Origin of the sequence: Paenibacillus sp. FSL L8-0502 (genome assembly GCF_038593055.1) — a bacterium.
In the GTDB taxonomy this organism is placed as follows: domain Bacteria; phylum Bacillota; class Bacilli; order Paenibacillales; family Paenibacillaceae; genus Paenibacillus; species Paenibacillus polymyxa_D.
Genome location: NZ_CP151958.1, coordinates 2723386 through 2744499 on the forward strand (window position 1 = coordinate 2723386; position 21114 = coordinate 2744499).

At 44.7% G+C, this 21114-nt stretch carries 12 protein-coding genes and 1 pseudogene; 9 read left to right on the forward strand and 4 right to left on the reverse strand.

Going from position 1 to position 21114, the window contains the following annotated elements:
* Positions 1 to 33: 33 nt before the first annotated feature.
* From NSQ57_RS12030 to NSQ57_RS12045, 4 genes are all read right to left on the reverse strand, one after another.
* Complete coding sequence (locus tag NSQ57_RS12030; protein WP_342426087.1) at positions 34 to 816, reverse strand: HAD family phosphatase; 783 nt, start codon at positions 814 to 816, stop codon at positions 34 to 36.
* Positions 817 to 846: 30 nt separating this feature from the next.
* Entirely contained in the window at positions 847 to 1896 is a 1050-nt protein-coding gene (gene gutB1 / locus NSQ57_RS12035) for a 2-amino-2-deoxy-D-mannitol dehydrogenase GutB1 (protein WP_029518481.1), read from the reverse strand.
* A 34-nt stretch (positions 1897 to 1930) separates the two neighbouring features.
* Positions 1931 to 3169, reverse strand: coding sequence for an aspartate aminotransferase family protein (locus NSQ57_RS12040; RefSeq protein ID WP_039275000.1), 1239 nt, complete (start codon positions 3167 to 3169; stop codon positions 1931 to 1933).
* Positions 3170 to 3363: 194 nt separating this feature from the next.
* Positions 3364 to 4572 (reverse strand): MFS transporter, encoded by a 1209-nt coding sequence (locus NSQ57_RS12045; protein ID WP_029518479.1) that lies wholly within the window; start codon positions 4570 to 4572, stop codon positions 3364 to 3366.
* 510 nt (positions 4573 to 5082) lie between these two features.
* On the opposite strand from NSQ57_RS12045, the gene NSQ57_RS12050 reads away from it, so the two are divergent.
* From NSQ57_RS12050 to NSQ57_RS12090, 9 genes and pseudogenes are all read left to right on the forward strand, one after another.
* Positions 5083 to 5991 carry an AraC family transcriptional regulator gene (locus tag NSQ57_RS12050; protein ID WP_029518478.1) on the forward strand — a complete coding sequence of 303 codons (909 nt, stop codon included), beginning with the start codon at positions 5083 to 5085 and terminating at the stop codon, positions 5989 to 5991.
* A gap of 115 nt (positions 5992 to 6106) precedes the next feature.
* The gene (locus tag NSQ57_RS12055; RefSeq protein WP_039275006.1) at positions 6107 to 7171 is read left to right on the forward strand and encodes a Gfo/Idh/MocA family oxidoreductase; all 1065 of its coding nucleotides are present in this window, start codon (positions 6107 to 6109) and stop codon (positions 7169 to 7171) included.
* Between the two features lie 677 nt (positions 7172 to 7848).
* Positions 7849 to 8877: an AraC family transcriptional regulator gene (locus NSQ57_RS12060; protein ID WP_069011330.1), complete on the forward strand. Its 1029-nt coding sequence runs from the start codon at positions 7849 to 7851 to the stop codon at positions 8875 to 8877.
* A gap of 135 nt (positions 8878 to 9012) precedes the next feature.
* Positions 9013 to 9807 (forward strand): SDR family oxidoreductase, encoded by a 795-nt coding sequence (locus tag NSQ57_RS12065; protein ID WP_069011331.1) that lies wholly within the window; start codon positions 9013 to 9015, stop codon positions 9805 to 9807.
* Positions 9808 to 9899: 92 nt separating this feature from the next.
* Positions 9900 to 10202, forward strand: coding sequence for a putative quinol monooxygenase (locus tag NSQ57_RS12070; protein ID WP_029518474.1), 303 nt, complete (start codon positions 9900 to 9902; stop codon positions 10200 to 10202).
* A 638-nt stretch (positions 10203 to 10840) separates the two neighbouring features.
* Positions 10841 to 11323, forward strand: a pseudogene (locus tag NSQ57_RS12075) (GNAT family N-acetyltransferase).
* Between the two features lie 168 nt (positions 11324 to 11491).
* Positions 11492 to 12259, forward strand: coding sequence for an S-layer homology domain-containing protein (locus tag NSQ57_RS12080; RefSeq protein WP_069011333.1), 768 nt, complete (start codon positions 11492 to 11494; stop codon positions 12257 to 12259).
* Between the two features lie 991 nt (positions 12260 to 13250).
* Complete coding sequence (gene fabD, locus NSQ57_RS12085; RefSeq protein WP_340957687.1) at positions 13251 to 14471, forward strand: ACP S-malonyltransferase; 1221 nt, start codon at positions 13251 to 13253, stop codon at positions 14469 to 14471.
* Entirely contained in the window at positions 14446 to 20505 is a 6060-nt protein-coding gene (locus tag NSQ57_RS12090; RefSeq protein ID WP_342426088.1) for an aminotransferase class III-fold pyridoxal phosphate-dependent enzyme, read from the forward strand. The genes fabD and NSQ57_RS12090 overlap by 26 nt, the downstream gene beginning before the upstream one ends.
* The last annotated feature ends 609 nt before the right edge of the window (positions 20506 to 21114 follow it).

A 21114-nucleotide genomic window follows, 5' to 3' on the forward strand; every position in this document is an offset into this window, starting at 1 on the left:
CAATCATAGTAAAGATCGGACGATTCCATATGATTATAAAGGGGGTATGCCTTCCGGTATGTTTCGACTCTTGCTCTTGGCAAGCAACTGCTCATCAAACGGCAAATTCTCTTTGATCGCCCACAGATCGTCATAGCTGAGAATACAGCGATCAGCTCTGGACAGATCCTGCCGGCCGGAGCCGGGGTTATGGAAGCCGATACAGTACATTCCTGCACTTTTGGCTGCCTGGACCCCGTTATGTGAATCCTCAATAACGATGCAATGGGCCGGTGCAATGCCTAGCTGCTCGGCGGCGTATAAGAAGATGTCCGGTGCCGGCTTACCCTGCAGTACCTCTTCACCGGTGATTCGAATGTCAAAGTAACGGCCAAGTCCTGTCTTTTCCATAATGAGATCAATCAGCGCCCGCGGAGAGGAAGAGGCCACCGCGACCGGAATCCCTTTCTCTTGCAGCCAGTCCAGCCACCGCTCCAGTCCATCGATCGCCGCAAGGCCCTCGTGTGCAATCATTGTCTGCATCACATTTTTTCGGTGATAGGACAAGGCCTCTTCCACCGTATTGGTGAGCTGATGCCTGTCCAGCACTTGACGCCACATGGATTCGAGTGTCACTCCGACATAGGTGTGATGCTCTTCTTCCGTCATGGGCGCACCGAAATGGGCAAAGGAGCTGCGTTCGACCTCAAAGTAGATCGGTTCGCTGTCTACTAACACCCCGTCCATGTCGAAAATGACCACTTTGACTGGAACGGACGCGGATAGGTCTCCTGTACATTCATTATTCGTCGGTGTAACATGATGGATGCTCGTCATGTCCATTCTCCCCCTTGTTAGTAGCTAAATTTAGTTGTCGGAGCCACTAGATTGCAGCACAATCTTGATCGCCTGAGACGAGGGCTGAAGTGTCCGCTCGCTGATATTGCATCCAAGCGTCTTAAAGGCTTCATGGTAGTCATCCAGCGGATACGAGTGGGTAATGATTTTTTTGGCGGGAATGATTTGCTGCTCAATCAGGTAATGCGCCGTGGAGAACGTGCCCAGAGAATCAATCGAACCGATGATTTTAAGGCTACGGTCAACTACCTCTTTCGGATTAAACGAGCTTATCCCATCTCTCAGCCCCACCAGCATCAAATACCCGCCGCTCGCAAGCTGGCTTAGTACCTCAGTGCCGACCACTCCTGTGGTGTCCACAATCATGTCCACCTGATTTTTTAACGGAGCCAGCTTATGAATGGCCGATTCCAGTGTGGCGTGCGCGGACCACCGTTCGGGGGCAATAGAATCCGCTATGGCGAGCCGTTCCTCCGAGATGTCAACAAGGCAACCAGTTACGCCTTTCGAAGCAAGAGCATAGCTGTACAGAATCCCGATCGGACCTGCGCCTATAATAACGGTTGTGAAGTTCGGCAGCAGGTTAATCTGGTTGATTCCGGTCAGCATACAGCTCAGCGGCTCGGTCAGCGTCGCTTCTTCGTAGCTGATATGGTCCTTCAACTTGTACAAAAAACGGTCCTCAGTCACATAATAATCGGTGAACGTACCGTCTGCGCTGACTCCGGTCTCTGTTACGGATTTGTGTGTGCAATGATTTTGTCTTCCTGTCCGGCACATTTCGCATTGGCCGCAGTAGTAAGTTGGATCAATCACCACTCGGTCTCCAGGCTGCAGTGAACTGACGGCTGGTCCTACAGCGATCACATCCCCCGCTGATTCGTGCCCCAAAATCGTAGAAGGCACGGCATGATATTTGCCACTGATGATACCTAGATCCGTACCGCATACGCCAGTCGCCCGAATCCGGACGAGTACATCGTTATCTTTTTTTATCTCCGGGATAGGTCTTTCCTCAAGTGCGACATCCCAAGCTGATTTATATACAAGTGCGAGCATGTATAATTCCTCCTTTTGCTTATTGAGCAGATCGTTAGTGAAGGGTAGCAAGAACGGCGTCAAGCCGTTTAACAATTTCGGCAATCTCATCTTCGGTAGCCGTGAGGGAAGGTCTGACTTTGACCACATTCCCATAACCGTAACGGGAACCTCTCAGAATTAATTGTTGTTCCTCAAATGCGCGATCGATAATCCCGTTGCTTTTCACTGCATCCGGGGCATCGTCCTCGTCTACAATTTCCAGTCCCCACATCAGTCCGACGCCACGAGCCTCACCAATGCAATCATACTTGTCGGCCATCTCCGTCAGTAGGGATCCGAGCAGGCTTCCTTTGGACCGGACGGCTTCCAGAAAACCGGGCTCGGTTACAACCTCCAATGTGGATTTGGCTGCCGTGACCGAGATCAGATTGCTGCCCGAAGTAAAGGAATGTTCGTGCTTCTCCAGGACATCGAGACGAGACTGCATCAATACCGCCGCAACCGGGACTCCAATACCACCCAGACCCTTAGCGAGAGTAATAATATCCGGTTGGATGTCAAACAGTTCACTTGCGAACATGTAACCTGTCCGCCCGATTCCGGTCTGCACTTCGTCTGCAATCAGAATCATCCCATGCTCGTCGCATAGCTGACGGAGGCGCTTGAAATATCCTGCAGGCGGGATGATATTACCTCCGTTGCCCAGAATGGGTTCAATAATCATGCAGGCCACAGACCCTGAGCTTCCATACTCAATGGCGTCCGATATAGCGTCAATACAATGATGACCACACTTGTCTGGTGAAGAATTAAAAGGACAGCGATAACAGTAGGGGGCAGGCACATGCAGAGAATTTGCTGCAACTGAGTTAGGGAAATTCTTGCGACGAAAGGCATTACCGGAAATGCCTGTTGCAAACTGGGTTTGTCCATGATGTGACAGATGCAGACTGATGATATCGGTTGCTCCGGTGTATTTTTGGGCCAGCTTCACAGCACATTCGTTCGCTGTGGAGCCGGTAATATCTCTCATCCATCCGGCGTCTATGCCGTTCGGGGCATACTGGATTAGATGATCTAGGACTTCTTCGACATAAGGCTCTGTAAAAGTAGAAGACATGTGTGCAAGATTGCCGACTTGCTCCTGTACTTTGCTTACGACATGAGGGTGGTTATAACCGAGCGACAAGTTGAAGGTGCCGGATACGCCATCCAAATACTCCTTACCCGAATCGTCAATTAGAGTAATGCCTTTACCATATCTGAAACGTTCTTTGGTCAACGTATGCACGATATTTCCCCTCCATATCAGAATATACATTCTTATTAAGTCATCTTTATAAAGTCTACCACCCTATCAGAGCATATCGAGGCTGAACTCACCTCCCCAAAATAAGAAATCCACCTTCCTTGCCCTCATGGACAAGGGAGCATAATCCGGTGCTTCTGCGATAGGCCTCACCTCCCCTAAGAACTAAAACAATATCATCCTTCCTTGCCCTGATGGGCAAGAGAGTCAACGACTCGGCTGCCCCGATCATTCCACAGATGCGTGAGAATAAGTGCCAGCAGCAAAATCAGAGTAAACCCTCCTAAAATCCAGAGGCTAGCCGCCACTGGCCATTCGCTCATGCTCCAGCCAATTACATATTGAAGCACCGAGCCGCCAATTCCGCCCGACGCAATCAGAATGCTGGTCGTCCGCTCGGTCATTCCTGGAATCAGCACGTTGGCATAGACAAGCGCGATACAGAAGAGTCCAGACATGAATAGACCTGCACCGAAAATTATAAGGTATGTAGCCCATTGGCTGGATATAAACACCATGGCAACTAGGAAACAGAAAGTACCGATTGCACTCCATAGCAGGTAAGGAATATATCCTGCTGACTCTGCAATCCTTCCTGAGAACATACGACCAATGATCATTGCAATCCAAAGCACGCTGACACCCAGCGAGGCTACGGATCCTTGAAGATGTAGCGTCTCTGTCAGAATAGAAGGTAGGAAGTTCATGAGCCCCAGTTCAAGACCCATATAAACAAAGAAGAATATAATGAAGATTCCTAGCAATACACGATGCTGTCCAGAGTAACGGGCTTGTTCAACTGAACGTTCAGTAGTTCGGATGTCTGCTTGGGTAAGGTGAGAGGAGGCGGATGTAGGCATGGTAAGCCACAACAGCGCTAAGACAAAAGTGAGAAGGGAGATGGTGTAAAAGGTTAGATTCCACATTCCAAGCCAGATATACAGGCTAACGATCGCCGGAATAAGCAGTGCACCAAGTGCAAAATAGACATCCAGCTTAGACATGGCCACGGCTTTTTGCTCCTCCGTGAACTCAATGGTAAACGCTCCGATGGACGATTCAATGATGCCTGAGCCGAAACCAACCCAGATGGCCATTGCGATGACCCAATTCCATGAGGGTAGTACACCCAAGATAATGCACGCTGCCACGATACTACCCAGGGCTATGGATAACATGGACTTGCGACCCAGATGCAGAGCCATGAAGGGGGTGAGCAGAACACCGACAAGAAATCCGAAAAACTGCAGGAACAGCAGTAATCCACCATCGCTGTACCCCCGTCCATAGTGAGATAGTAAAGTCGGCAGTAATGCCCCAAGCACCACACTGGTGACGCCGATTAACAGATAGAAAGCACAACTTAAAGCGAATAGTCTCTTCAAGGCCTGTCCCTCCAGTAGGTCATATTTTTTATATGAGTATTTTTTTTACTAGAATATACCATCACATTGGAAATGTATATATATTTTTATATAGAAAATGTAAAAAAATAATTTGACAATTTTACACGTATTTAACTTCAATTATGTTTAATCCAGTTAAGGTGAAACCTTTATCTAAAGAAACTGCAAGCGGCAGGAGGGAATAAGATCAGTCCAAATTGTTCTCGAACGCCAAACGGCTCATAATTAAGTCATAACTTTGAGTTTGCAATAATGTTAGTAAGGATACCTAGTAAAGATGCCTAACAGTTGCTTTACTTCATAGCAACTATGATTGATAGGGTAGAAAAACGAGTGTTAAACGCTTACAATTCAAAAGGGAGAGGGAATTTTATTCGCTAGTTGAGAAGGAGAAGCATGAAGAAGGGAAGAAAGGAATGCAGTGCAGCATAATTATCATTAGTCATGTGCACGGCTTTTTGAACTTTACTGCAAAAGGAGTCTACCAAAATGAATTTTTATTTAGAAATCCCGGAGCTTGACCGACATTTTCCTTTCCGGAGTTTTATTAATAAAGGCGACGTGCTTTGCTATCCTCATTGGCATAAAGAAATTGAAATTATTTATGTGACCCAGGGAACCTTGGATCTGGGAATTAACGATATTTCGATACGCATGAAACAAGGTGAAGTTCAGTTTATAAATGGGGGTGATGTTCATTATTTCCTTGCCTCTCCCGACAGCGAACGGGTGGTTATTCAATTTGATCTGAGCTTTTTTCAAGAGGTTTCCACATTAAGTGATCAGAAACGCCCTCTAAGATATATATTTACGGAGATGGAGCAATCAAGCTGGAACTGGCCAGAAGAAACAGCAGCTAAAATGCTTCCTCTGATTCAAAGCATTTATGATGAGAACGTCAACCGACACGAAGGCCATGCTTATATGATCAAAGCCAAGGTGTTTGAGATGTTGACTCTTATTATGCGTGAAGTGCCGAGAAGCATAACCCCAAGGCTTCCTGAACTCTCAGAAAGAACCTTAACACAATCCAAGGACACTCTTTATAAACTGGAACGTATTTTTGAGTATGTGGAATGTCATTATCATGAAACCATCTCGCTGAAGAATGTCGCTGATTATATGGGGTTCAGTCCTTATTATTTCGCCAGGCTGTTTAAGAAGAATACGGGGATGACCTTTGTAGCATTTTTGAATGATTACAGACTAAATAAGGCAAAATGGATCTTGTTGAATGAAAACAATCCGATTACTGAGGTCGCAGAGGCGGCAGGGTTCAGTAGTGTAAAGACGTTTCATCATCTCTTTAAGGAAGCGACAGGAACATCACCATTGAAATACCGCAGGACAATATTCGGGAATAAAACAGCAAGAAATGAGGAGGAAAGCTTTTCATGAGATTTGTATGATAGAGCTATCCGACGAAGTTAAGGGTGAGTTACGAGGACATTAAAATTTATTGACATGAGCACCCACTTGATAGGCGGTGGGCTTAAATCAGGAGTGGAGGAAGATGAAAATGGACAATCGTATATACAATGTAGTCATCATCGGTTATGGAGGCATGGGAAGCTACCATGTTCAATTGATCGAATCTAATCAGCAACTTGCCGTTGGCGGTGTATATGATATTGTCGATTACCGGATGGAACTGGCTGCGGCTGCCGGCTATAAAACCTACGCGAGCCTGGACGCCGTTCTGGCCGATGAGGCCGTCGATATTGTTTTGATAGCAACACCTAATGATGTTCATAAGGAAATCGCGATCCAGGCGCTACAAGCCGGAAAGCATGTCATTTGCGAAAAACCGGTTACGATAACGAGCGCGGATTTCTTGGATATTGTTGAGGTGGCAAAGAAAGAAAATCGTGTGTTTACGGTACATCAGAACCGTCGATGGGATGAAGACTTCCGAATTATCAAAGATATAATTGGCAATAAGACCGTGGGCGAGCTCTTCCAGCTGGAATCGCGAGTTCAGGGAGCTAATGGCATTCCAGGTGACTGGCGGCAACTAAAGGCGTATGGAGGAGGAATGCTACTGGATTGGGGAGTACATCTGTTGGACCAGCTGCTTCAGATTACGGACAGCAAAATAGAAAGCGTAGCTGCTACCCTAAGCTATATTTTGGGGACTGAAGTGGATGACGGCTTTGCCAGCTTTATTGAGTTCAAGGACGGCCTGACAGCAGTCATTGAAGTGGGTACAACCAATTACGTAAAGCTGCCACGCTGGTATATTAAAGGAACCGAAGGAACCGCAGTGATTCGAGATTGGGATTTGAGCGGAGAGATCGTCACCCGAAATCCAGATGTTGCTCACGTGGAACCCAAGCCGATTCAAGCAGGTCAAGGATTGACGAAAACGATGGCGCCGCCGTCTGAGGAATCCACCCTTAAGTTCCCGATTGAGAAAATACCTGCTGCTGCAGAAAGCTTTTATGAGAACTTTGTCTCCACCATCGAAGGAAAAGCGGAGATTGCGATCAAAAATGAAGAAGTACACCGTGTATTGGTGCTAATTGAAACGATTTTTGAGGCGGCAGCAACCAAAAGCGTGATTCGAAGAACTATTTAGATTTGCTCTATTTTTCGATCCATCATAAGAGAGATATATAGGAACCTGGAGAGAACCAAACAGATTTATTCAATGAAATTTTGGGATGCATTTAAGTAATCAGTAAACCTTTGAAATGGTGAGCAAAATAGTTTTGCCCACCATAAAACTCAAGCGGGTATCGCTCCACAACCGAATTCTATGGCTTGATCATTTTTAAGTTGCTGAGATTTCGAATAGGTTTAATTTACACGTAAAGAGAAGAAGATGTTTTTACATAAAAATTAAATCCGCTATTTCCTCCTTAAATCAACACATTTCACTCTAAATCTTCCATGAAAACATAAAATAATCCATGAAAGAGCTAGAATAATCAGTATTAAGGGAATGACATTCCTAGGAGTGTCGGTGATTTGGGGTTTTAAAAACACACTCATAAACATATGGGTGTGTTTTTTGGTGTTGAGAATGAGTCGTTCATGCATTAACAGAATTTTATCATGATTAAGTAATTCGCCAAATCACTCATCATTGATTGAAAGTAGCCCAGATAACAATATGATGTAACATTTTCCACAGCTTATTACATTAATGTAGACACCTTAACGTACTTAAGAGTATTCTTATGTGTACTTAAGAGGGACCTCATCGCAACCAAAACCAATGAATATGTAAGTATATAAAGGAGGCCCATATATATGAAGTCTCATACCTCTGAGCGTATTAAATTCCCGCCAGGATTGTGGGCAGGATTATGTCAGTTAGGGTTTGGCGCCCACGACGTAGCACGCAAAGCACGACTGCCGATCACCATTATTACTGAACCAGTAGTCACCACCGCCCAATATTTCGCGATCTGGCAGGCATATTCTGATCTCATTGGTGACACAGCCCAAGGAATCATCAGGCTTGTGACCGTCTTTGATACAGCAAAGTACCCACCGACTGTCTTAGCGACTTACCACGCTCGGGACTATCGCGACGCTCTAAACCGAATGGCTCGGTACAAACAACTGTGTCCCCCGGAAAACCTACATATCACGGAGGAGGGCGAGCACTGTACAATTGATCTGGAGTGGCTATCTCCCGAGCAGTCTGGTCCGCCGATGCTGGTTGGTAGCACGCTGGCTTGTCTTCTGGAGATTGGGCGCCGGGGCACAGGTCAACCTTTGAAAGCGCAGCTTGTTGAATTTTCGCACTACATGGGCGATATACAAGCCCTTGAAGCTTATTTCGGCTGTCGTATCCGGATTGGTGCAAAATGTAACCGATTGACGCTACATCGAAGAGACCTGGACCGCCCCTTTGTCTCGTACAACGAAGAGTTGCTGGAAATCTTGACTCCTGTTCTGGACCGATCGTTGGATGAACAGCAGCGCAGCCGTTCAATTACCGAGATGGTCAAATGGATCATGAAACGCAGCCTTACAAGAGGGCGCCCCGACATTCAGGCTGTGGCGAAGGAGCTCAGTATGAGCGATCGTACCTTGCAGCGCCGTCTTACTGACGAAAATACGAGCTTCAAGATTCTATTGACAAAAGCTAGACATGAGCAGGCACGAGAGTACTTGGCAGACCCCTCGCTCGATATTAAAGAGGTAGCATTCCTGATTGGGTACGAAGATCAAAACTCGTTTTACCGCGCCTTCCGCCAATGGGAGGGGGATACGCCTTCAAATTGGCGGACTGAACATTTAGGTACAAACTCGATATCAGGAGCACGCTAGGACTGCCTAATGAGTTTTGTCATTTGGCGTGTTAAACAAGAACTTTGGCGCAATATGCTAGTTACTGGACAATCCAGACAAGATAATATAATCACTATCCGGAGCACAATTGTTTTAAAAAAGGAGAAGTGTATTATGGATATGGGATTAAAATATAAAACAGCTTTAGTTACAGGATCAACGAAAGGCATAGGTAAAGCAATTGCCATTGAACTAGCCAAAGAAGGTGTTAATGTACTAATTAATGGACGAAATTATGAAGAGGTAGAACGAACTGTAAATGAAATTAAGTCAGATTTCCCAGCTACCTCCCCTCAAAATGCTACAGCCGATATTGTGGATATTGGACAAAGAGAAGCCTTATTTGAAAAATGCCCCGAAATTGATATTTTAGTTAACAATATGGGTATTTATGAAATTATGCAATATGTGGACGTAGACGATGAAGTATGGGAAAAATACTTCCGCACTAACGTTCTTGCTGCAAATGGATTATCAAAATTTTATTTACCTAAAATGTTGAAAAATGATTATGGTCGCCTTATTTTTATTGCGAGTGAAGAAGCAATTATGCCTTCAGGACAAATGCCTCAGTATGGTATGACAAAATCTATGTTGTTGTCATTGTCAAAAAGCTTATCTAAATTAACAATAGGAACAGAAGTTACAGTCAATACGATCATGCCGGGACCAACGCTCTCTGAGAATGTGCACCAAATAATTGAGAGTATGTATCCTCATGAAGATATGACTTTTTCAGAAAAAGAGAAAGATTTTATGGTTACAAACCTGCCTCAATCTGAAATACAGCGATTTATCAAGCCTATTGAAATAGGAAGACTAGCTACATTTGTATGTAGCCCTTATGCATCTGCATTTAAAGGTTCTCCAATCCGTATGGATGGAGGAATGGTACCGACTATTTTTTAGCGTTTGTGGAGAAACTTGCTGAAATTACGCTGACATTGCGGAACATTATGATAAGATGAAGTCAAATTTCACTCGAGGGTAGGATGAGGATCATGAACCATTTTGCTATGTATGGAAAGTTGATGGCACTTCCAGGGCAAAGGGATGCTCTTGCAGGCATCTTGCTAGAAGCGGCCGATCTGTTGAAGTCGAATACTGACTGCTATTTGTATATAGTCAATGTGTCAGACGACGACCCGAATGCGGTGTATGTGACCGAAGTGTGGAAAGATGCAGATGCTCATGCAGCCAGTCTTAAGAACGAAGAGGTACTGGCGTCGATACAACGCGGCCGACCGTTGATTGTCGGAGCGGAGCCTATTAAACTGCGTGCCCTAGGCGGAAAAGGCCTGTAGGGTTATCACTCAATAACGAGTATTCTAATCACATTAATGAAAATTATTGTTGCATATTACGCTGAAGGAGTTCAAGCAGCTAAGTTATGTTTTTAGATATTTAAAGGTCGGAGGCTACATTCGATGTGCAATCCCAGATGGTTACTTTCCGGATGAATGGTATCAAAATATAGTCAAAATCGGAGGACCTGGGAAAACGCTTTTGTAACAAGTGAAAGGTCAGCAGATAAAATTGGCCTTGGTATAATAAGGGTAATTCACTAAGGAGAGATTTTATTGTCTAGAGCTGTTCTTTACTAATCCAATTCCATAAAAAGGGGTTTTCATGTACTTACTATTTCTCTGCCCAATTTTTGTATTACGGGTGGGATTTGAAAGCTTCGGAATTAGTTAAGAACAACGGATATTACCAGATCCTTAGGGATACCTGTTATAATGAGTCCAATCCGTGTTGTTTCAGCGCGGATTTTTTTGTGGCCCAAATAGCAGTTGATATGAGGGTAGGAATGACGTATGTTCATTCCTGCCCTTTTCCAATTTTTAGCAAAGTGGGATAGAAGGGAATTACTCCAATTGGATCAAATACAACCAGATTTCTTGAATGAAAGATTCAATCTAAGTAAATAGAAAGGTGGACAATATATGAACTTCAAACGAATCGGCTCTTATTAAAAACACTTGATCTTAATTTAATCGAAGCAGCAGCCCGACGTGATATAGGTGCTATTGAAGCTTTGGGTTATAAAACCAGTGATGAATAGCCGGGGCCTGATAAAAATAATGGCACTAGAGGTTTTGATTCTTGGATCATTGTAGATAAGGATAACCAAGAAATTGTTGGAGGGATTGGTTTTTTAGGAGATCCTGACCAGAACGGTATGATTGAGATCGGTTTTGCAACGAATGAAAGCCATCGCCGCAAAGGCTATTGCTATGAAGTCGCTCAAAAAATAATAGAGTGGTCATTAAATCATGAAGAAGTCCAAATCATAACGGCAAGATGCGTACCTGACAATATCAGCTCTAAGAATTTGTTATTGAAGTTAGGATTTCAAATTTGTCACAAGGATGAAGAATTGCTTTATTGGAAATATCAAATGAAGAAAGTAGGAGGGGTTTAGCAGAAAAGAATGCGAATACTGGAGGGTGAAGTTCGCTAAAGTAATTGAGAACGATAGTTCAACGCTATTTTCTCATTAATATCATCATTTTCTTTTGAAATGCCGATATAAAATTGAGTCTAGAGAACTATTTTATACATAAATTTTACCTAAAGGAAGTGGAAAGAGATGTTGAAAAAGAAATGGCTTATCGCCCCGTTGGTTGCGACGACACTGTTTTTCGGTCAATCTGCCTTCGCGGCAAACACGTTTTCTGATGTGGAAGGAACAAAATATGAATGGGCTGCCGAATCGATTCGTTCCATGGTCGATAAGGGCATTGTCAAGGGCTATGAAGATGGGACCTTCAAGCCAAGCAAAACCATAACGAAAGCGGAATTTGTACATATGTTTCACAAGCTTTTTCTAGAAATTGATCGTTCTTCCGGCGAATCTTCCGATTTTGTGGATGCGCGTAAACACTGGGCGAATAAAGATTTTGCAGCAATATTCAACGGGGACTATGTTTGGCCGTATGCTGAAAGTGTTGGGGGGAAATATCCAAACTATCAATTCTATGTCAAGCCTGACAAACCACTGACCCGCTGGGATGTGATGATGATTGCCTCTCTTCGGACGAATTATACCAATCAGACGCTTCATCCTGAGATTGAGGAAGTGATCTCCGCAGCTGCGCAGTACAAGGATATGAAAGTTCGTCAAGCCAATTACAATGATAATTTCTCGGCCTACTATCCGGTGCTGTACATCGACAAGACTGGAGAAGAGTACTCCTATGATGGAGATTCCCAGGATCAAAAGGCAGAAGCATTCTACACCCTAACCAAGATGGGGGTCCTTACCGCTAATGAAGGATACCTTCACCCAAAAGCGCTAGTCACACGGGCTGAAGCTGTTACCATTTTACAGCGTTTGTACGAGGCCACAACGAAGTGATTTTTAGATCAATGATTATCAGATAAAAGCAAAAAAAGATTCAACAAATGACTTCATTTACACCTCAAAGGGTAGTGCTGTTAGGTTTTGATAAGCCGAATTCAGAAAATAAACAAATCTAAAAGTATGTTGATGAATATGTGGGAAAATTGAGATTTCAAACCGCTGATCTGAACTGAATATCTACCTGCAAGAGGCTTGTCATTTTCGGACAGATGTTCAGTTTGACGCTGTGTTCTCCAATGCACCTTGCACTGGATCAAGGATGCTCTTGGATGTCACATCTGCTGACAAAGAGTCCATCTACCCGCCATTGAGGCAAAGATTAAGCCAAATCTTAACCAAGGAGGTCAGTGGATGATCGACACTATCCGCTTGCTCATTGTAGTCATTAAGGAAACTACATAAGGAGATAAACGGCTTTGCAGTTTTCTACTTATTTAGCTACGTATCTATGACGATGCCTAAACGTCGATTACTGGAAGGACAATAACTATGTATATGAAGTCGCCAAATTGGCGGCTTTTTTATTTTAACGACAGATGCCAGTTATTAGCTTTCACGAAAAAAGCATCCGCAGTTTCGCGCGGAATGACTGCAACGCATTACAAGTTGGTTGCCAAGCAAGAAATATAATCACAATCTATTACTTGCGTTTATAAAATATATGTATTATATATCACTGTACTTTAATTCATTTTAATGTTTATATTAAATTAATAGCCTTAATCTATATTTTACTACACTCATCTATGATGCTGAAGTTTCTAAGTATCAAGTCTGAACTTCCAGCACACTCCAGTTTTTTTACACTTCCCAGACTACAAACACACTTTTATTTCTAACTACATCTTGAAACTCAAAAACGATTCACTTTTACAGTCGATTACTGTTTTGCTGTATCTATCTTAAATACATAGGAATGTGAACATCTGAATCCCAAAAAACATTTTTGTTTTACCGCCTTTTATGGTGAGGAAAGGGGTTAGACATGAGTAGCATGACTTTGCTTTTTTCGGGACAAGGGTCTCAGTATGTCGGGATGGGAGCGGCATGGCAAGGAGGTTTTTCAGAGGCAGATCTCATCTTTGAAGAAGCTGCTGATATTTTGGGATATGATTTGAAAACTTTATGTATGGAAGGACCCATCTCCCAATTATCAAGAACATCCTACACCCAGCCTGCACTACTCACGATCAGTGTAATCGCATTCAAACGTTACATGCACGATGTTGGGATTATTCCCGAATTTGCGGCAGGGCATAGTTTGGGTGAGTATTCTGCATTGGTAAGCAGCGGAGTCTTGTCGTTTGGCGATGCTTTGCGGGTGGTACAAGAACGGGGGCGCTTTATGGAAGAAGCCTCAGAGGCCGGAGTGGGTTGCATGATTGCTGTTCGGGGAGCTAATTTAAAGCTGCTAGAAGAGCTGTGCGATCACTATGCAGTAACCAGTCAGCCTATTACCATCGCTTGTTATAACTCTACTTATCAATACGTCGTTTCTGGTCATCATGACTCTGTTGCTACGGTGGAAGGGCAATTAGAGCAACGTGGGTTCCAAATTACCCGTTTGCAGGTAAGCGGCCCTTTTCACAGCCCGCTTATGCAGCATGCTGCTGATCGATTAGCATTGGAACTGCAAAAATATACGTTTCATGAACCGCTGTGGCCTGTCATTTCTAATGTTACAGCAATGCCATATACGGATGCCAACAGCATTCGTCAAGGTTTGCATTTGCAAATGATCCATCCAGTGCGTTGGATACAAACGATGCAGTATATGGAGAAACATGGGGTGAAGCAGGGAATTGAATTAGGACCGCGAACGGTGCTGAGAAACTTGGCGAAGGAAACCAACATCGCTTTTGAAGTTCTTTCCTTGGACAGAGACTTGGATCGGATTGAACTGGAACGTCGTTTTTCGCTCCGTGATTGGTTGGTCAAACCACTGGCGGTGGCGGTGTCTACACCCAATGCCAATTGGAATGAGGATGAGTATCATAATGGGGTTATTTTACCTATTCGCAGGTTGGAGGAGTTACTCAAAAGCATAGAATCGGGCAGATCTTCTTCTGCTTATAAACTAAGACGCGAAGCGCTGGAGTGTATTCGCCTGATATTGCAAACCAAACAAGTATCTGCAGGAGAGCAGGAGCAAGTTTTAGACCTTTTAAGGAGGGATCAGAATGGAGCAGTTTCAAACATTAATTGAAATCATTCAGGACCGAGCCAGTAGAGCTGAAAACGGGATTATTTTCATTTCGGGTGATACACAGGAGGAATATGTAAGCTACAGTCAACTTCTGGAGCAAGCACTGCAGGTGCTTTATCAATTGCAGGAAAAAGGAGTACAGCCTGGAGATAAGCTGATTATGCAAATTGAAGAAAATCACACCTTTGTGAATGTGTTTTGGGGCTGTCTGCTCGGAGGAATCGTCCCCGTACCTGTAAGTATCGGGAATAATGATGAACATAAAATGAAGCTGTTTAAAATCTGGAGTACCCTTACTTCCCCTTACATGATTGCGGATCATAAGGTATTAGAGCAGCTAGAAAAGTATTCTCACCAGCATGAGATGCTGGATTTCTTTGATTCTGTAAAAAAAGCGACCTTTTCTAGCCATGATTTTGATTATTCCGATCAGAACAAAGGGATCATTCATGATTCCAGACCGGAAGATTTGGCGTTTATTCAATTTTCCTCTGGTTCGACAGGTGATCCCAAGGGAGTCATGCTAACGCATGAGAATCTCGTATACAATATTCGGGATATCGCCAGTCAAACGGGAATGACTTCAAGTGACGCGTATCTAGGCTGGATGCCGCTCACACATGATTTGGGATTGATCGCTTTCCATTTAACCTGTGTCATTGCTCATGCTAAGCAGCTTATTATGCCGACAGCACTTTTTATAAGACGCCCGTCTTTATGGCTAAAAAAGGTGTCGGAACATAAGGTGACTCAAATCTGCTCTCCTAACTTTGGCTTTAAATTTTTCCTGGATCAATATAAATCTAAAACGGCGGATAACTGGGATTTGTCAAGTGTTCGCATGATTTTAAATGGGGCTGAGCCCATATCGGTGGAGCTTTGCCATGTGTTTATGGAAGCCATGAGTGCACATGGATTAAAAAAAAATATCATGTATCCTGTATACGGCTTGGCAGAGGCAAGCGTAGGTGTTTCTACTCCACCTTTGGATAAAGATAATTTTGTTACTATTCATTTAAATCGGCAGCAACTGCATGTAGGTGAACCTATAGAAGAAGTAGATTCATCCGATAAACGTTGTCTTACATTTGCGGATTTGGGCTACCCCATGGCCAGCACCTCTGTTCGTATTTGTGATGAGCAAAATCAGGTGCTAAAGGATGATGTAATCGGATACACCCAAATTAGCGGCAAAAATGTGACTGCCGGGTACTATAACAATCCCGAGGCTACCGCAAAGGTCAAGACAGAAGATGGCTGGCTCATTACCGGAGATTTGGGTTTTATGAGAAACGGACGATTGGTGATTACAGGCAGAGCCAAGGATATTATTTTCGTGAACGGCCAGAACATTTATCCGCATGATATCGAAAGGATTGCGGAGGAACTGGACGGGGTGGATCTAGGGAAAGTAGCCGTCTGCGGTGTACATGATGCACAAACTAGACAGGATCGTATTGTTGTTTTTGTGATGCACACGAAAAAAATAGAGTTATTTTTGCCACTAGTCCAAAGGCTGAAAAGCCATTTGAATTATCGGGGAGGATGGCATATTCAAGATGTAGTTCCAATCCGCCGTATTCCCAAAACTACTAGTGGAAAGGTTCAGCGCTACAAGCTGGCTCAGAGCTACGAGCAGGGAGAATTTGATGTAGTTTTGGCATCCCTGACCGAGGCCGCTCGAAATATACAGGAAGCGAACTATGCCCCTGTGCCTCAGGGTGAAATCGAGCAAAAACTGATTGGGATTTGCCAAGCTATTTTAAATGTACAATCAATTGGGAAGGAAGACAGCTACTTTGATATCGGCGTAACTTCCTTACAACTCGTTCAGATCGTGGACCAATTAGAGGAACAACTCGGGATTCATATTGAGGTAACGGACTTCTTCTCTTATCCGACTATCGCCAAGCTATCTGGATATATATCCAGTCAGAATTTAGGTCATAAGGTGATTACAGCACCGCAACTGGAATCCAAAGAGGAGTCGGAGGACCGGGATATCGCCATCATCGGTATGTCAGGTAAGTTTCCTCAAGCGGAAACATTGGAGCAGTTTTGGACGAATGTGGCATCAGGCGTTGACAATATCGGCCCGTACAGCGACGAAAGAAGAAAAGATGCCGAAGATTTCATTTCCCGTTTGAATACGGAAGGAAGGAATATGCAAATCGCAGAAGGCGGCTATCTGGATGAAGTAGACAAGTTTGATTACTCCTTCTTTAAGTTGACTCCACGGGAAGCCTCACTCATGGATCCGAATCAACGTTTATTTCTACAAACAGCCTGGAGTACGATTGAGGATGCGGGGTATGGAGGGAAGCAGCTGGCTGGCAAAAAGGTCGGTGTGTATGTCGGTTTTTCCAAAACCAGCTTTGAATACGAGCGTTTGTTGTCCGAGGTGGAACCAGGCGCGATTCCAAACTTTGCCATCGGTAATTTATCGTCCATTATTTCCAGCCGGATTGCGTATTTGCTTGATTTAAAAGGCCCAGCACTGACCATTGATACGGCATGCTCCTCGTCACTCGTGGCGGTGCACCTGGCATGTAAGTCGATTTTAAATGGAGACTGCGAGATGGCTTTGGCCGGTGGAGTGAAGACTATTTTGCTGCCGTTGAAAGCTGGTATTGGCATGGAATCCTCCGATGACCGGGCACGAGCATTCGACGATCAGTCGGACGGCACAGGCTGGGGAGAAGGCGTTGGAGCCGTTCTCTTAAAGCCGCTTCGTCAAGCGGAAAAAGACGGAGATCACATTCTGGGTGTGATCAAAGGAAGCGCGATTAATCAGGACGGCAGTACGATTGGAATTTCTGCGCCCAATGCGCTGGCTCAATCAGAAGTCATTTCGCAGGCGTGGCGTGATGCACGGATTGATCCCGAGACAGTGAGTTATATTGAAGCTCACGGTACTGGCACCAAGCTGGGTGACCCCGTTGAGATTAAGGGCATTACCCAGGCTTTCCGCAGATTTACACAGCGCAAGCAGTTTGTGGCGATAAGCACGGTCAAAACGAATATTGGGCATTTATACGAAGCTGCTGGGATTGCGGGATTGATCAAATGTGTGCTGTCGATGAAGCATCAGCAGATTGCACCGCTCGTTCATTTTCGCACACCCAACCGGAACATCCATTTCGAAGAATCTCCGGTGTATGCCAACACTAGACTAAGGGAATGGAAGACAGACGGATTTCCGAGAAGATGCGGGGTGAGTTCCTTTGGCTTCAGCGGGACAAACTGCCACGTGGTGCTGGAAGAATATATAGCGAAAAAGGGTGCGGATCAAGAAGCCACCGACCGAAAAAATGAATCATCGCCATTGCTGCTGACACTGTCCGCGCGAAGTGAAGGAGCTTTAAGCGAGTTGATTGCACGGTACGTGGATCGCTTTGAACATGAGGAAGAATTGCAGATGGAGGATGTCTGCTATACGGCTAACACGGGCAGAAGCCACTTAACATACCGAGTGGTTGTGATAGCCGAAGGAGCGGAGGCTCTGAAAGCGAAATTACTTCAGCTTCATGAGCAGGGCAAGGCCATTGAAGGTGTATACATTGGAAAAGTAGATAGCAGTGGTGGTACAAAAACAGCCGTCGGAAGCTCGGACACTTTGCAAGCACTGGAACAAGTAGCAGTGAAGTACGTACAGGGGGCACAGATAGACTGGGACACGCTATACGCAGGTCACTCGTACAAAAGGGTTTCTTTGCCTACGTATCCGTTTGAAAAGAAAAGGTGCTGGATTCATGTGCCAGAACAGATTCGAACGGAGCAGACTGCATCCGTTTATAAAAATACAATAGTAAGGGAGTCTGAAATTATGGAGAATGAGTATTCGACGTCAGCGTCGTTTACTGAACAGCATAAATCTTCCATTCAACAAAAGTTAGCGAAAATGATCGGTAATGTATCACAACTTAGTCTTGAGGAACTGGAACCGCAAACACATTTTCTAGAACTAGGGCTGGACTCCATTAATTTGTCCCAGGTCCGCCACAGTATCAAGGATACATTCGACCTGGATATCCCAATGAATGAATTTTTTGAATCGCTGACCACGCTCGAACTGTTGACTAGCTACGTTGCAGATCAGGTGAGTATTTCCTATTCAGACGAGACAGCAGCAGTTGGTGCTGTGGAAAGACAACCGAAAATACCCCTTAATCGGGTAGATGCTACTACAGTATCAACTTGGACAGGGCAGGAATCCAGCGCAATTGGTACATCGTCTCATGGAATAGTTACGTCCGGGCAAGAGCCATCTCAAAGCACAACGGTTATAGAGACTTCTGCGAGTGTCGAGAAGATTTTGCAGCAGCAGCTGCATGTGATGTCACAGCAGCTTGATGTGCTCCGAACTCAACCGGGAAGGGCTTTACCGTCAGTAAATATAGAAAGCGCAGAGATCATTGAAACCAAACAGGAAGTCGCAACTGCATTAGCTACTGTTCCACCGGTACTAGCTGTTCCGAAGAAGGCAGTCCATGAAGCAAAACCGTTTACGCCTTATAAAAAGCTGGAGGTCAAAGCCCATGAATTGCTTTCACACCGACAAGAACAACATCTGCAAGAGCTGATTGAGCGCTATACTGCTCGGACGCGAAGCACCAAGCAATACACTCAGCAGTATCGGTCTGTCTACGCGAATAACCGTAATGTAGCTGGCTTCCGGCCTATTTTAAAGGAAATGGTCTATCAAATTGTATCTCAACGTGCAGACGGGTCCAAAATTTGGGATTTGGATGGGAATGAATATGTAGATTTGACCATGGGCTTTGGTGTTAATCTTTTTGGACACAATCCAGCCTTTATTCGTGAAAAAATTGAGGCAGAGCTAAAGAACGGCATGTGTGTCGGACCCATGTCCAACATGGCAGGACAAGTCGCCGAAAAGATTTGCAAGCTGACCGGTGTAGAACGGATCGCCTTGTACAATTCCGGCACCGAGGCGGTTATGGTTGCCCTCCGTTTGGCGCGTGCTGCCACCGGGCGAGCTAAAGTAGCCATTTTTGCTGGCTCCTATCACGGTACATTCGATGGGGTGCTTGCGTTGGGTAGCGCTGGCAACAATAAGGAGCATTCCACACCTCTTGCTCCTGGCATTTTGCAGCACATGGTTGACGATATCGTTGTACTTAACTATGGAACGGACGAATCGCTGGATTATATACGTACCCATGGGCAGGAGCTGGCTGCTGTGCTAGTGGAGCCGGTGCAAAGTCGTCGTCCTGATTTTCAGCCGAAGGCCTTTTTACAGGAGGTTCGCCAGATCACGGAGCAATCTGGTACAGCTTTTATTTTTGATGAAGTGATTACAGGCTTCCGAATTCAACCGGGAGGCGCTCAAGCGTGGTTTGGGGTACAAGCTGACCTTGTGACTTACGGTAAAGTTATTGGCGGAGGGATGCCAATCGGTATCGTAGCAGGGAAAGCCGCCTTTATGGATGGGATTGACGGAGGCTCCTGGAGCTTCGGAGACGATTCCTATCCTCAGAATGAGCATCGCCGAACCTTTGTAGCCGGTACGTTCTGTCATCATCCGCTGGCGATGGCGGCATCTTTGGCGGTGTTGGATTATTTGGAAAACCACGGGGAGCAGCTGCAAAATCGGTTGAACAGCCGTACTTCGGCGTTGGCAGCAGAGTTAAATAGTTACTTTACTGATGAGCAGATACCCATAAAAATTGTTCACTTTGGCTCACTATTTCGCTTCGTACTCAAGGGTGATCTGGAGCTTTTCTTCTATCACATGCTGGAAAAGGGTATTTACATCTGGGAAGGGCGGAACTGCTTCTTGTCGACCGCACATACGGAGGAAGATATTGCGTGGATCATACAAGCTGTCAAGGACAGTGTAGATGAACTGCGTAAAGGGGGCTTCTTGCCCGATCTGACCCCGAACGGGAAAGGCCCAGGTCCAGGTAAGCAAAGATTGCCTATATCCGACCCTTCAGAAGTATCGACAGGGGACGCGAATGAAATGGTCATCCCACTAACCCCGGATCAAAAGCAGTTCTGGTTCGCTTAATGCCAAGAAACGAAGTGACTCCCGTTCTGACACGCGAACACATTAATGTGAGACGTTAAGCAAACTGTCCAATCCCGCATTTATTTTGCTGAAAAATCGGGTAAAGTGCACCTTGGCGTCTTTACGCTCCAAGTTTGATTAAATGTCAGGTTCTATTCTTAGGACTTGGCATTTTTAGTAGTGAGGGCATCAGTTATGTAAAAGCCAATGGGAGAAAATCACAATTGGACTGTGAGGCAGCGCTGAATCGACAGGAGTCAACAAAGGTCATATTTTGTAGGTGGTTGTAATCGCTCGTAAAGGGCAGAGCAACCATATTAAAGCTTTTGAGTCTTTAATTTGAGCTTTGAATGTCGTGAATTTTAAAGTTTATGAGGATGCATGCCAGCGAGTAAAAGAAAAAAATGAGTTTTTAAGAATCAATACTGGAAAAAAACTATATCCTGCATAATAAGTTAGATAAGCGAATTTAGCCATTAATGGTTTAATAAAACAAATTAGATCCTCGCTTTATCAGATGGATAATTATATTTTATTAGTATAAGGATGGTTTCCTTATACAGTGGACCGTTCCTTTTTACCTTCTTATGAGAACTTTATCTTGTACCC